Source organism: Dyella sp. 01N448 (genome assembly GCF_056399225.1).
In genome coordinates this window covers 559,710-574,195 of sequence record NZ_JBFTQX010000001.1, presented here as the reverse complement: position 1 = coordinate 574,195, position 14,486 = coordinate 559,710, and the positions used below count along the sequence as shown (strand labels likewise).

10 protein-coding genes are annotated in these 14,486 nt (G+C 61.7%); 4 read left to right on the top strand and 6 right to left on the bottom strand.

From position 1 onward, the window contains the following. Positions 1 to 567: 567 nt before the first annotated feature. From AC1DKY_RS02490 to AC1DKY_RS02470, 5 genes are all read right to left on the bottom strand, one after another. Complete coding sequence (locus AC1DKY_RS02490; protein ID WP_441605327.1) at positions 568 to 2,154, bottom strand: hypothetical protein; 1,587 nt, start codon at positions 2,152 to 2,154, stop codon at positions 568 to 570. After that, the gene (locus tag AC1DKY_RS02485) at positions 2,151 to 3,848 is read right to left on the bottom strand and encodes an Hsp70 family protein (RefSeq protein ID WP_441605326.1); all 1,698 of its coding nucleotides are present in this window, start codon (positions 3,846 to 3,848) and stop codon (positions 2,151 to 2,153) included. Before AC1DKY_RS02485 ends, AC1DKY_RS02490 begins: the two co-directional genes overlap by 4 nt. Positions 3,849 to 4,506: 658 nt before the next feature. After that, on the bottom strand, positions 4,507 to 4,941 hold the full coding sequence (locus AC1DKY_RS02480) for a hypothetical protein (RefSeq protein ID WP_441605325.1): 435 nt from the start codon (positions 4,939 to 4,941) through the stop codon (positions 4,507 to 4,509). A 78-nt stretch (positions 4,942 to 5,019) separates the two neighbouring features. Beyond that, the gene (locus AC1DKY_RS02475) at positions 5,020 to 5,355 is read right to left on the bottom strand and encodes a hypothetical protein (protein WP_441605324.1); all 336 of its coding nucleotides are present in this window, start codon (positions 5,353 to 5,355) and stop codon (positions 5,020 to 5,022) included. Positions 5,356 to 5,626: 271 nt separating this feature from the next. After that, the gene (locus AC1DKY_RS02470) at positions 5,627 to 7,177 is read right to left on the bottom strand and encodes a bifunctional AfsR/SARP family transcriptional regulator/alpha/beta hydrolase (RefSeq protein ID WP_441605323.1); all 1,551 of its coding nucleotides are present in this window, start codon (positions 7,175 to 7,177) and stop codon (positions 5,627 to 5,629) included. A gap of 118 nt (positions 7,178 to 7,295) precedes the next feature. Here AC1DKY_RS02470 and AC1DKY_RS02465 point away from each other — a divergent pair, with 118 nt between their 5' ends. The 3 genes from AC1DKY_RS02465 to AC1DKY_RS02455 all read left to right on the top strand — a co-directional run bounded on the left by AC1DKY_RS02465 (position 7,296) and on the right by AC1DKY_RS02455 (position 12,238). Further along, a complete protein-coding gene (locus AC1DKY_RS02465) occupies positions 7,296 to 8,678 on the top strand; it encodes an NAD(P)/FAD-dependent oxidoreductase (protein WP_441605322.1) in 1,383 nt (460 codons plus the stop codon). Between the two features lie 109 nt (positions 8,679 to 8,787). Beyond that, positions 8,788 to 9,564 (top strand): ferredoxin--NADP reductase, encoded by a 777-nt coding sequence (locus AC1DKY_RS02460; RefSeq protein WP_441605328.1) that lies wholly within the window; start codon positions 8,788 to 8,790, stop codon positions 9,562 to 9,564. 895 nt (positions 9,565 to 10,459) lie between these two features. Continuing rightward, entirely contained in the window at positions 10,460 to 12,238 is a 1,779-nt protein-coding gene (locus tag AC1DKY_RS02455; protein ID WP_441605321.1) for a S53 family peptidase, read from the top strand. Between the two features lie 307 nt (positions 12,239 to 12,545). Here AC1DKY_RS02455 and AC1DKY_RS02450 read toward each other — a convergent pair whose 3' ends face one another. After that, complete coding sequence (locus AC1DKY_RS02450; RefSeq protein ID WP_441605320.1) at positions 12,546 to 13,064, bottom strand: DUF4262 domain-containing protein; 519 nt, start codon at positions 13,062 to 13,064, stop codon at positions 12,546 to 12,548. 140 nt (positions 13,065 to 13,204) lie between these two features. On the opposite strand from AC1DKY_RS02450, the gene AC1DKY_RS02445 reads away from it, so the two are divergent. Beyond that, a complete protein-coding gene (locus AC1DKY_RS02445; RefSeq protein ID WP_441605319.1) occupies positions 13,205 to 14,347 on the top strand; it encodes an acyltransferase family protein in 1,143 nt (380 codons plus the stop codon). The last annotated feature ends 139 nt before the right edge of the window (positions 14,348 to 14,486 follow it).

The window sequence follows — 14,486 nt, the reverse complement described above, 5'->3', positions numbered from 1 at the left end:
GGGTGATGAAGATCCTTGGCGTGAGGCTACTGATGCAGGCCATCATGGCCTGATGGCGTCGCTTCGCGTCGGCGCCTTTTGACGCACGACGAGCGAAGCAACAAGGCTGTGGTCGCCATCGGGCTTACGTTTTCACACAGCCTCGGTCGGAAGCGGACATACGCTAACCACCCATTGCCTCATCCTAGGCAAGGTTTTTTGTCAGTACGTATAAGAAAGACAGCACAAGGAGCGAGAAGATCGACCACCAGATGAACTTCGCCGTCGCCGATTTCGGTGACGTCCCTCCTACACTAAACATCGCCTTTCTCCTGTTATGACGCTGACACGGCAGTTCGTGCGTTCTCTCCATAGCATGTCCGCTTTGGGTTGCGACTTCAGCCGGTCGACGCAACACTCCTAACGCTTGCGCGTCTATAGTGTGTTGCGTCGACCGGCTGAAGTCGCAGTCGAAAGCAGACATCACCACACTCCGAATCTCACCGCTGGCCCCGAGCTCATCCTCCAGTAATCCCGTGATCCGAATACGGTCGAGGCTCTGCCAACGCCGCGCGGTGCACGGTGGCGTCACCCGAGGCGCCATCCCGCGAGCACAAAGCAGGTCAGTCCGATCGTCACTCCAACGATGAGAATCACGGTCTCCTGCCTCGCCTTGGACCGTGGAAACGCTCGTGTCCATCGTTGGTGCAGCCATCGACCAAGCCACAGCGTGACCAGGAGGGCGAGGAACGGGACTTTTCCATTGTCGAAAAAGAGTTTGGACAACGCGCATGCGCCAAGGGCTGCCATGGCGCAGCCATAGATGACACGCCGTTCCTTGAAGGCGCCAAGCGACATGAGCAGCACCAGCGTGTAAAACGGCCAGTCCGGGAAGGAAGGCGGCCATTTCCAACCGGCGACGCCCAACACCGCCAGCACCATTGCGCCCCATGCTTCCCTGGGTACTTTCTCCAGTCGCAGCACTTGCGCCAGAGCATGCAGGCGTCGCCGGATGGCTGGATGCCAACGCAGCTGCCACGAACGCAGGGCTATTCCGAACCAGTCGGTGAAGAAGAGCGCGGCGGCGAGCAGCATGGCCGTCCACAGCCCTATCAACGCCACCATCGGGGCGTTGCTGGTGTCTGTCAGCAGCAGCGTCGCGATGAGGATGGCAGACACGGCTGCCATCGGAATGGTCAAGGCCATCTGCAGCAGGTTGGGCATCGGCGCGAGTGCGCGATACCAGAACCTGGTCGCCTTTTCGCCCAGGACAGCAGGCAGCGCCGCCCCGCCGTAGGTGGACGTGACCGCCCTGAACGACCGCGCGATACGGCTTCGGTTGATCAGCAAGGACGCCATCATCCACGCGCGCTTACCGCCACCAAACTTGCGAACGGTTCTTAGGGTACGCGCGGCCGAATTCTTTTGGTTGCCCGGTGCATCCAGCCACTTTGCGAATTCGTCCTTGGATACGCGCTGCTGCACCTGGGTGACGAGCATGCTGGCGACGTGCGGGGCGCCCGGCTTTCTGTAGTCGTCCCAACCAAAGAACTGAGCCAGCACCTCGATCGCTTCGCGGCGCGGGGAGCCTTCGGCAGCGATCTTCCGGAGCAGGGCTTCGGACGTGGCGGCCTTGAAATCCAGGGAGATCAGGGCGTCATGGCCATGCAGCCAGATGGCGAATCCCGACCACCGGCCATCGCGATCTTTGGTCTGCGCCAGAATGTTCGCGGCCACCTGCTGTGGCGACGGATGCGCACCGGTCGTGCTCACGTCGGGCGCAAGCCGCGTTGCGGGCGGCGGCAAGGGAGCGCGGGGAGCGCCCGGCATGGTTGGCAGCGGCCTCACGATAGCGGCCGGCGCCGCCTTGTCGACCACCTGGGATGCATCTTCGGCAAGCTTCCGGCCCGCAGCCGATTGTTCAACGCGCTCCTCATGGACAGCGGACGTGAGCTTGGCGTGTGCCAAGTGCACGCCGGCAGCATAAGCAACGGGCTCCTTCGAAGCGCTCTTCAATCGGGAAAGAACGGCGTCATAGGCCTCGCGGAGCTGGGCAAAGGCCTGCGGATCATCCTCCGGTCGGCATGCCTTCAGCCGTGTGGCGTACGCCCGCTTGACCGAGCGCACGTCGTCCGTGGGCGCGATGCCAAGAATCGTCCACCACGCCGGATTCAAACGATCGACTCCGCCTCGACACTTGCCAGTGCATCGCCGAACTGTTTCTGCGCCGTTCGAATGCGCAAGGGATCCTGGCTTTCCAGTACGGCCCGAAATGCCTGTATCCATTCGGACAGGACTCTGCGCACGTCGCCGATCCGCTCTTCGTAAAGGCGTTCCGCGCGAGCGATGAGGACCATATTCACCTGGTCGTCGCGCGGATGGATTTTCAGATGCGCCAATTCGCCGAGGCGTTCGGCGATCTGTTCTGGCGTCATGGAGGACGCATGGTGTTGGATCACCAGGCTGTGGCGCTCCTGTGACTTGACGACCCGTGCTTCGACTTCGATGATCCCGCTGATGTCGTAGGTAAATCGAACGTCTACCGAGTTTTCGCTGATGACGGCGCGGGGCAGCGGCACTTCGATCTCGCCAAGCAGAATATTGCCCGACACTCGCGGCGATTCGCCCTGAAAGACGCGCAGCTTCAGCGATGTCTGAAAGTCTGCCGTGGGATAGAACGTGCCCGATTTGCTGGTCGGCACCACGGTATTGCGCTCGATGATGGGCGAGTAGAGGCCATTCTCACGGTGGCCCGTCGCGTCACGGTGCGACACCTCGATGCCAAGGCTGTAGGGGCATACATCGGTCATCACGACTTCGCGCAACGACTCGGCGCGTGCCTTGAGACCAGCCATGACGGCGGTTCCGCGCGCGATCGCTTCGTCCGGGTTGATGTGGCGCAGCGGCAGACGTCCAAACATGCGCGTGACCAGACGGCTGACCATCGGCATGCGCGAGGCGCCGCCGACGAGCAGGATCTCGTCCAGGTCGTGGCTCGCGCTCTTGGAGTCACGCATCGCGCGCTCGATCGGCGCGCGCATGCGGCCAAGCAACAGGGCCGCTCGCGATTCGAACTCCGGCTCGGTGATGCTCCAGCGAAACGAACCCGCTTCAAGATCCACCGGTGCATCGAGGATGGCGCCCTGCGACAAGTCGCGCTTGAAGCGTTCCATCCGCTCGCGAAGTTTGGCGCGGTCGCTCGGGCCGAGCGATTCGTAACGAAGATTGAGATCCTGGCAGAACGACTGCGTCAGCACCCCCACGAAGTCCTCACCGCCGAGGAAGTTGTCGCCGGCAGTGGCATGCACCTCCATCACGCCGTCGAACAACTCGAGGATCGACACGTCGAAGGTGCCGCCACCCAGGTCAAGGACCAGAAATCGCGATTCGCCCCCACTCTTCTCCAGGCCATAAGCCAGAGCGGCTGCCGTGGGTTCGTTGACCAGCCGATCGACCTGGATGCCGGCCAGGGCTCCCGCATTGCGCGTTGCCTTTCGCTGCGCGTCGCTGAAATAGGCCGGCACGCTGATGATGGCCTCGGTGACCTGTTCGCCCGTTTCCGTTTGTACGTCGGCGATCAAGGATTTGAGCACCAAGGCGGACAATTCTTCCGCGCGGAACCGATGGGTTCCGATCTGCGATACCCGATCGGACCCCATGCTGCGCTTGAACGCGGCCACCGTCAGATGAGGGTGCGTCACGAGTCGTGATTGTGCCGCCGCACCGACCAGCACGGCGCCGTCGTCGCCTATGCCGACCACGGATGGCGTAAGGAAGCTGCCATGCACGTTGCGAATCAGCTGTGGTCCTTCCGGTGTCCACACACTGACAAGTGAGTGCGTGGTACCCAAATCGATCCCTACGATCATGCAACCGCCCCTTCGGTTGAATATCGCCATGAGGATAATCGAACAGTGGCCGGTTTGCAGCGAGCAGGGCGCGCATACGCACGACCTCCTGCCAGCTTGGGGTTGACGCCAGCGGAGCCGGCCATCGGCCAGATGGTGGTTGCACGACCGACGACGACGCTGGGCCGGACGCGGATGCCGACCCGGCCAGGGCATGACCCCGAGGCTCGATCACCCGCTGCCGAGCGCAGCAGACCTTTCAGCTCAAGACGACAGGATCGGATCTGATTCCGTCGGAGTCCGGAAACGGGAGGCACACTGAGGCGGCAACAGCCGCTAGCTCCGCGTAAATGCATAGAGGACAAAGCACCAGCAGTAAACCCCGGCACCTATTTCCGTGCGCAACACGTAGGCAAAAACAAGAGTTCCCGCCATCCATCCGAGCCAATACTTGGCAACAGACGCCCAGCCGAGCTGCTTATGCCGCAACACCGTGAAGACGACCATCCCCAGGCAACCAAGAACAAAGTTCACCAAGCCCTCCTTCCTTGGAAAGGTTATGCCCCGATGGCACTGCAATTTGCACGACCATCGTGACTGCTTTGCGTCGAAGGCAGACATGGCCAGCCTGCCTCGCCCCTGCTGACCAAATCCCGGGCATACGCTCGCTGGAGATAACTCATCGCGGTGGTGATTCACGTCGACCCATGACGACGAGGTAGCCGGTCAGAAATCCAAACCACATGCCAAGCAGGCAGGACAGATCCGTCGTTACAGCATGTTTGGATTCTTGCGATCGAACACACATCGACAGCAAACCGAACAACAGAAACAGACTGAGAACGGCGATGGAACGGTGCGCAGCAAGACGACGTTCCCCTGAATGTGAGACGACCGCTTTGTTGGGCCCCAGCCACTCCCGCCATTTGTCGCCCCACTCACGCATGGTTATTGCCAACCCGCTCCATGAGCGCGGCAACTGCGCGAGCAGATAGAAAAGCAATCCACCGAAGAAGAAACCATTCGTCATGCCCGGATTGAGTGCAAATACGAACACTGCCGTGTTTGCAGCCACCAGTCCCAAGGCGATCGCGATGAGCTGCGCAACGTTCACAGGCACCCTCCTTGGTAGTTCAGCTCCATAAGTTGAGTCCGCTTTGGATCGCAAGCCGACCCACCGCACGCAGCAGACTCAACGCTCACCAGGCTGGATGAAGAAGGTTATCGTGTAGTCGGGATTTGTAACGACTTCCCCTGTCGACCGAAGGTGGTACTCACCCGGCGGAGCAGACTCGATGGATCGCATGTCTGGCGGGAGATTGAAAGACTCTCCGTCACGACTACCCTGCAGTGCCAGTGTGATGCCGGCATCCTGGGCAACTGAAGTTACACGCCCCCAGAACTGCTCCTGTCGCTCGGGCTTGCCCCCGATGTCCGTGAACGTGAGTCCCACCAGTAGCAGTTTTCCTGGCAGGTCATGGGCCATGACCTCGTCCCACGCTCCCCTCTGATCGGCATCCTTGCTCATGCCCCGGCTTCCTTTCGATGAACGTCGCTTTTATAAACCAGGCTCACTTTGGGAGAAAGTGGATACTTCAGACATCAGTGCCCGCTCTGGGCCGGAAACAGACATTGGCCCTCGCCCTGATTGCGCATCCTGATCGTTGCAAGCCGGCGCTCGTCAAACATGACGCACAGGTGATCGCCTGTGTCAGGTTCCGCGGGCCTGCATTTGGCGGGTTCTGGACGCTGCCTTTGCACTGCGCCGAAGCTCGCGTCCTGTTATCCGCGGTTCGCAACTACACAGCAAGGTTGCCCACAAATTGCTTGATGTTCTCCAGGACGGGTTGTTGATCGCCCGCATGGGGCCAATGATCGGCGCCTTCCAGTTCAACGAATCGCGCTTTCGCGATATGGCCGGCGAGGTGCCGTCCGGCGCCCACGCGCACCGCGCGGTCGTCGTGACGGTGCAGCACCAGAGTCGGCACGGCAACTCGGTCTAACAGGTCTCGCACATCCATATCGCGCAACGTATCGAGCACGCCCCTGATGGCGCCCGGGCTCGACGCAGCCCGCAGCAAGCCTGCCCACCAGGCCCTGGCCTGCGGATCGCCTGACAGGCTCGGCGCGAAGGTTTCGATACCCGCAGGTCCACCCCACCCTGCGATGAGGTGCTGCAGCCATCTTTCATATTGGCTGGCCTGAAGCGCGTGGCCGTAGTCGGGCGTTGCGACACCCTTGGCCAGCGAGGCGAACAGAATGAGTCCGGCGACGCGATGAGGATGGTCGACGGCAAACTTGATGCATGCAGGTCCACCCTCGGACGCGCCGAACAACACGACCCGGCGGCTGCCGGCGGCGTCGAGCACCGTGCCGATGTCCTGCGCGGTGGCCTCGACACTGGGATTGAAGCCGACCCTGTCCGACAGCCCGACGCCCCGGCGATCGAGCAAGACGAGACGCCCCATCCCGGCGAGTGACGACAGGAACGCCCGACACCGGGGCTCCTCCCACACCCGTTCGACGTGAGACACAAAACCAGGCAACAACAGAATATCGAAGCGGCCCGTGCCGTAGGTCTGGAAAGCGAGATGGACGCCCTCACCGCTGACGTAGCGCGTTGACGGCGGGTTCTCGCTGGGCAAGGTTGTGCCGGCATCGAGCAGCGCACGGGTCTCCCATTCGGGAGCCACGTTGAGCTCGTCGTGAAGGCGCTGCCGCATGGCCTCGAAATGCCGCTGGGCGGTGGCCCGGTCGCCCGCGAGCAAGAGGCTGCGGATGAGGTGCCGGCCGTACACTTCGCTGAGCGGGTCGAACTCGACCAGACGGCCAGCATGCATGGCCGCAGCCGCATAGTCGCCTGCTGCATGCTTATCCTGCACCAGCCGCTCCAGCGCCTGGATCAACCGGCCCCGCAAGGCCTCGCGACGAAAGAAGGCCCACTCGTCGAACTGTGGGCAATCGCCAGGCGTAAAGCCCTCAAGAAAGTCACCGCAGTAGAGTCCGCACGCACGCTCGAACTGGCCATCGTCACAGGCTTGCTCGAATCGATGGGAATCCACCTGCAGGTCGATCGTCGCCGACCATCGCACCGTGGATCGGTCGATGGTGAGAACCTCGTCGCCCAGCGTGCGCTGGAGGTGATGCAACAGGCGCCGCAAGCGCGCCCGCACTACCTCTTCGCTACCTTCCGGCCACAACATCGTGGCGACGACATCGCGTCCGACGGATCCCTTCGTTTCGGCCAGGTAGACCAGCAGCGCAAGGCCTTTGCGCAAGGCCAGCGGACATGGCCGGCCATCTCGACGTATCTCGGGAAATCCAAGCGTCTGCACTCTGAGCAGAGCCATGGCGAGGCGACCCTCAGTGACGGCGTCCAGGGGACGCTCAGGGGACGGGGCAATCCTAGCATTCCGTGCAAGCGATGGTTGCCGGATTCATCGCGACCCATTGAAACGGAGGATTGCCATGAAAAATCTGGGCGAGCATGCGATCGTGATCGGCGCCAGCATGGGTGGGCTTCTGGCCGCCCGCGCACTGGCGGATTTCTACACCACCGTCACCGTGCTTGAACGCGATGCGTTTCCTGCGGCAGACACGCCGCGCAAGGGCGTGCCGCAAGGTCGCCATACGCACGGTTTGCTGGCGCGCGGAAGCGAGGTACTCGAGGCGTTCTTCCCGGGATACAACGCCGAGGTCGTGGCGCAGAGCGGCGGGTTGATCGGTGATGTTGCGAACGATGTGATCTGGATCGGCCGCAATGTCAGGCTGGCTAACGGCAAGAGCGACCTTGACGGCTTGCTCGCGAGCCGCCCCTTGCTCGAGGGCCACTTGCGCCGACGACTGCTGGCGTTCCCGAACGTTTGCGCCATCGAGAATTGCTCTGTCCGGGGCCTTGTCGCTGACGCCGCCGGCAAAAGTGTGATTGGTGTGAGCGCGCGCGTCGGAGGCAAACCGGAGGAAACCATCCATGCGGACCTTGTCATCGATGCGACTGGCCGCGGCTCATCAAGCGCGGCGTGGCTCCAGCAGCTGGGCTACCTGCCTCCCGCCCAGGAGAGGGTCCATATCGGCATCTGCTACATGACTCGTACTTATCGACGTCGCCCAGGCGAGCTGGGCGGCAAGCTCGGCATCGTCGTCGCCGGCAGTGCGCCGAACTGGCGCAATGGCGTCATGCTCGCGCAGGAGAACGACAGCTGGACCATCAGCACCGGCGGCTTTCTCGGCGATGACGCGCCCGACGATGATCAAGGCTTTCTCGCCTATCTGGCGACACTGCCGACGATGGAGATGCACGACATCGTCGCTCGCGGCGAGCCGCTGAGTGGATTCAATCGCTACCGCTACGCCGAAAGCCAGCGCCGGCGGTATGAAAAGCTCTCACGCTTCCCCGGCAACTACCTGGTGTATGGTGACGCCTTCTGCAGCTTCAACCCTATCTACGGCCAGGGCATGACCGTTGCTGCCCAAGAGGCCTTGATGCTGCAACAGTGTCTAAGCGCGGGCACAAAAAATCTCGCGCGCCGGTTCTTCAAGGCGGCCGCGACGATCGTGGACATTCCGTGGCACATCGCGGTCGGAAGCGACCTGCGCAATCAGCGAGTCAAGGGCGCGCGCACGCCAATGCTGCGCTTCATCAACTGGTACATCGACAAGCTTCATCTTGCCGCGATGGAAGACAGCACGCTGGCGACAACGTTTTTGAAAGTCGTGAACCTGATGATGCCGCCGTCATCACTGCTGCGCCCCGCGATTGCCAGGCGAGTCTGGCTTGGCAACTTCATGCGTGCGTTCTCGACTACCTCGCCAGCAACTGAAACAGCAGAGCAGCATGGCGCATCGTCATGACCGGACAACACGGTATGGCTCGGTGCAGTCGCCTTGGCGTGGTCGCCACGATGGCGCCCGCCATGGCAAAAAACGACTCAACGCCACCTCATCAACGACGCCCATCAAGATGACTGCCTTCACTACTGAAAGGGTCCTGAGCGTTCGTCATTGGAACGAAACGCTGTTTTCCTTCACGACGACACGGGACGAGGCGCTGCGCTTCGATAATGGCCACTTCGCGATGATCGGCCTCGAGATTGAGGGGGCGCCGCTGATGCGTGCGTACTCGATTGCCAGCGCCAACTACGAGGAAGACCTCGAGTTTCTGAGCATCAAGGTGCCCAACGGCCCACTGACCTCGCGTCTGCAACACCTGCGTCCGGGCAACGACATCCTCGTCAGTAAGAAGTCCACGGGTACGCTGGTCATCAGGGATCTTCTGCCCGGCAAGAACCTCTACCTGTTCGCCACCGGCACAGGTCTGGCACCCTTCATGAGCATCGTTCGCGACGTCGCGACCTACGAAAAATTCGAAAAGGTGATACTGCTGCACGGCGTGCGCACCGTGAGCGAACTGGCCTACCAGGACTATCTGACCAGGGAATTGCTGCAGCACGAATGGCTCGGTGAGATGATCGCCGAGAAGCTGATTTATTACCCGACCGTCACGCGCGAACCGTACCGCAACCGCGGACGCCTGACCGACCTCGTCGAGTCCGGCCAACTTTTCCAGGACATCGGCCTGGCCCCGCTCAGCCCGGAAACCGACCGCGCGATGATCTGCGGCAGCCCGGCAATGCTCAAGGACACACGCGACCTGCTCGATGCTCGCGGCTTCACGATCAGCCCGCGTGTCGGCCAAGCGGGGGACTACGTTATCGAGCGCGCTTTTGTCGAGAAGTAGAAAGCATCAAAACAATGGTCGCAAAGCCGGGCCGAGTGCACGCTGTGCCGGATTTCCCAGACCCAGCCCCCGGAGATGGTGTGTGGATGCCACACGAGCCCAACAGCCGCAACGTGAACAGTCACTCTAGGTGAGCCAACAGCCTTAGGAATACATAGGCCAATGCTCCCCACAAGAGCAACTCCCAGATCAACCCGACCCAGAAGCTGCGGGTGCCCATGGTGCTGGTTGCGAACATCTATGCAAGCGCAGCGTTGCTGGGTGCGGTAGTGCTCGTTGTTGGCCGACGGCTCGGCTGCCCGCCCGCCTTGGCGCCGTACTGGGCGGCATCGCTTGCTTTGTCGTGCGAATGGCCAACGGCGGGCCCGCAGAGATCCGACGGCGTGCTCCCGGTGTTACGCGCACCCAATGAATAGCACCGCACCCGAGTTGCGCGTGGAGACTTGGATCTCGCACGGCAGGGAACGCTACGCCGATGCTATCCGCCAGTCGCCGCAACGGTGCAAGCAAGGGCGCTGCGGTTGCGCAGATGCCCCAATCCATACGGGCATCGGCGCTTGGTACCAGCGATGGCAGGTATCCTGCAAAAACCAGATAGCCATCTGGATGGCCATGTGAGAGTGCAGCCATCGACGCCGACGACAGGCACGCGTCAGCATATTCTTGCGCCACGCAACGAGAACGTAGTCACACTTCCAGTGACGCGACTTCCCTATAAAAAAAGGACAGCCAGCGCATAGAGCTCGAGGCAGCCGTACTGCCTTCTCTTGCATTCCGTATTCCACAGCGCAGCCAAGGCGATTCGCACATCGCCATGGCCCGGGTTTGTGTTTGCGTTTTTTGGCTGCATCGGCCCATGTGGGCCTGTCATCCAATCATTGGGGAGTTCTTGCGCATGAAAAACGAAAGCAAAGGCGGCTCGCGCCTGTTCATCGGCGGACGCGTGATGAGCCTTTTGGCATTGACGCTCGGCATCCAGGGCGCCCTTGTGGCGCAATCCGCGTTTGGCGCCGACGCGTCGTCGTGGACTGTTACCCGCACCCACGTTCCCTATACCGGCGACGCCGCCTTTCAGGGCTATGCCGCCGATCAGGAGCCAGTGTCGATCACCGTGTCGCTGAAGCTGCGTAACCAGGACGTTCTTCAGGATTTCACGCGAGAACTCTTCCGTCAGGGCAGCCCGTCCTATCATCAGTTCCTGAGCAGCAAGGACAGTACCGAGCTCTTTGCGCCCACTCAGGAGCAAGCCAAGTCCGTTGCGGACTATCTCGCGCAGCAGGGTTTCACCAACATCGAGATCGCGCCGAACCGCTTGCTGGTCACCGCCGATGGCACCGTTGGCGCAGCACGCAATGCTTTCCGGACAGCGATCGGCCATTACACGCGCCACGGCAAGGATGGCATCGCCAACACCAGCGACGTGCAGGTGCCGGCGGCGCTGAGCCAGACCGTGGATCAGGTGCTGGGCTTCAACACCCTGCATCAGGCCCGCGTTTTCTCGGTGCCCGGATCGCAGATCAAGCCCGCTTATACGGTGGTGTCGACGACGGGCAATTCGGCAGCCCATGCCTACTACCCGCAGGAGTTTGCGACCGTCTATGACGCCGGCACGACCGCGACGGCCAGCAATACAACCGTGGCGGTGCTTGGCTGGGGCAGCATGACCAATGCGCAGACCGACCTGACCAAGTTCGAAAGCGGCCAGGGAATTACCGCGGTGCCGACCTCGATCGTGTCGACCGTCACCACGACCAGCAAGGACGACAGCGGCCAGGGCGAGTGGGGCATGGACGCGCAGGCGATCGTTGGCGCAGCCGGCAGCCTTCAGAAGCTGATCTTCTATACGGACGGCGGCACCTACAGCTCGCGCACGGGATCGAGTGGCGCCTCCAACAGCGGACTGCTGCAGGTGATCAACCGAGCCGTAAGCGACAACAGCGCGAAGGTCCTCAACATGTCGTGGGGTCTTCCGGAGTGCGATGGCGCGCCGGGTTTTGCCGATTCGGCCTTCGCGCTGGGCGTCACCCAGGGACAGACTTTCTCGGCCGCCACCGGCGACAACGGTTCCTATCCTTGCCCGCTCAATGGCAGTGCGCCGGAGAACGGCGCCTATGGCAGCACCACGCAGCTTTCGGTGAACTACCCGGCGAGCTCGCCGTACGTGGTTGCCGTGGGCGGCACCACGCTCAACACCTCCTCAACTGATAGCTACGTCTCGGAAGCCTCCTGGCCGTACAGCGGTGGCGGCGTGAGTGCATCGGAAGCCACGCCGAGCTGGCAGCCGAGCGGTTATGCACATCGCACCGTGCCGGACGTGGCCTTTGACGCGGACTGGACCAACTCGCCGATCATCGTCTACTTCACGGCGAGCTCAACCTCGGGCATCAGCCAGTCCGGCTATTACTTGAACGGCGGCACCAGCCTGGCATCCCCGCTTTTTGTCGGCGTGTGGGCACGACTTGAATCGGCGAACAACAATGGCCTGGGCTTCGCCGCCCCGGCGCTGTATGCCTACGCCAGCCAGTTTCCGTTCCACGACGTAACGACGGGCAACAACGGCTACTACTCCGCCGTCGCCGGTCGCGACAACGCCACTGGTTGGGGCAGCATCGACATCCAGGCGGCAAGCAGCTTCATCACCGCCACACCCGGCTTCAATACCGCTACACACTAAGCAAGACCAGATCGGATGCCGAAGGCGGATGTCAGCCGCCTTCGGCCATCCTTTTCGGAGTGACGGTCATGGCGCTTCGCTTCGCGCTGCACCTTTCACAGGTGCTGCTGAAAGAAGACCACCCCCATGTGGGCGTGCATGCGCTTCTCTCGCGCAACGAGTTCGTCGGGACAGAGACCCAAACTTTCCCACCCGGGCGGGAAACGCATAAGCCCAGGAAATTCGGCATCAGTCGCGCCCTTTCCTGGCCTCTAGAAGCCTCAAGCACCGCGTCCGCTCTGGGCGGGAAGCGGACTTTGCCATAGCGCTAGGTTTCAAGCACAGGTTGCCAGGCCTGAAACGCCTCACCACTGTCTTCATCCCAAGGCCAGGCGCCCGTGGTGGATGGGTATACGAGTTGGAGGAGTCGAAAGTTGGTTCCTCCATAGAGCCAGATATCCCAGCCCGTGTATTGCTCGTAGTGGATTGGACTCACCGTGCGGAACTCGCAGTCGAAGTCATCCAGGAAACCTTGAGCACGCATCCCAGGACTGAACGTCTCGCCAGCACGCGCTCTGGCGCAGTACTCATTGATCATGTAGTGAGCCAACTCTCTCCGCAGGCCGATGATGATCAGCTCCGGGCGCCCTATGGAGCGTTCCAAGCCAACGGAATAGCTGAAAGGCGGCAACTCATCTTCCTCAAACACATGGATGATGTGGCAGCCGTACTTTTCGATGTCGTCAAGACACTTCTTCTCGGCTCGATCCATCGTCGTCATCTCCATCCAGTTCTCACGGGGAATAGTCCGCTTCGGCGCGGCAGCTGGCATTCCCAGCTTGCCCAACGGCCCCATCCTCCGCAATGCGCCACGACAATTCTGGGTTGACGGGCAACCACGGCATCCTGAGATGCGTGCACTAAGACCCAGCCGCAGGCCCGCCTGAAAAGTAGCTATGCTTCCCCGCCATTTCAGGGAGGAACCCCATGCATCGTCTACCAGGCCTGGATCTGCTGCGCGCTGTCGCGATCGTGTCGGTCCTTTGCACGCATGCATGGATTGTCGGCGGCATGGGCTACGGATTTGGCTGGATCGAGGAATACGGCTGGATGGGCGTTGACTTGTTCTTCGTCCTCAGCGGGTACCTGATTGGCCGACAGGTTCTCCTTCGCCACAAGCGCGGTGATGGAGTGGACCTGCGGGCTTTTTACCGGCAGCGGGCCTACCGCATTGTTCCTGCCTATTTGACTGTAGTGGCGCTCTATTTCTTGGTGCCCAACCTGCGGGAGCAAACGGCGATCCAGCCGCTCTGGCAGTTCCTCACCTTCACCATGAACCTGTTTGTCGACCAGCGTGTACTGCACGCGTTCTCATCGGCCTGGTCACTGTGCGTGGAAGAGCACTTCTATCTCATCTTCCCGATCGCGGTGCTTGCCATGGCGCACCGCTTGCGAGCGAAGCACGTGACGATCGTGATGCTTGGCCTGATGCTGGCAGGCATCGCGTGGCGCGCATTCGCCTGGTGGCAATCCGCAACGCCTGACGCGGGCGGCAGTGGTGTGTGGGAGATGGACGGGCGACGCTATATGGAGCTCATCTACTACCCCACCTACGCACGCCTGGATGGATTGCTGTGCGGCGTTGGCCTGGCGATCCTGAGCGTCTACCGGGCATCGCCATGGGAGCGCCTGCAACGACGCCCCGATATGCTCGCGCTTCTTGGATTGGCCTTGGTCTTGTTCGCGGCCTGGATTTTCCGGGACATCCTCACCTTCGCAGCCTGCGTCTTCGGTTTCCCGATACTGTCAGCAGGCATCGCCCTGATCGTTGCCGCCGCCGCAAGTCCCGCCAGCCTCCTCGCTAGAATCAGGTTGCCCGGTACCGCCTGGGTTGCGACCACCTCCTACAGCATCTACCTGAGCCACAAGGCGATGCTCAAGCTGGCTTCAAGGCATCTTCCGGATGACCTCAATCACCGCGGCATCATCACCTTCGCTTGCTGCGTGCTCGTGGCCATCACGGCAGCAGCTCTTTTGCACTATCTCGTCGAGCGCCCGTTTCTTGTCCTGCGCGATCAGCGGCGGCGCATAGGAGTGCCTTTGCCTGTCACTGGGGTCGGCGGCACATAAATGAACGCGTTGCGAGCGCGCTGATGGCGAAGGCTTGGTCCTTCGATCTGCTACTGATTGAGTCAGCTCCGCCCTGGGTCAGCGGCGGACGCTTTTCCGGGAAACGCCACTTTCTGGCCCGCCAGATTTGCGGCCTTGG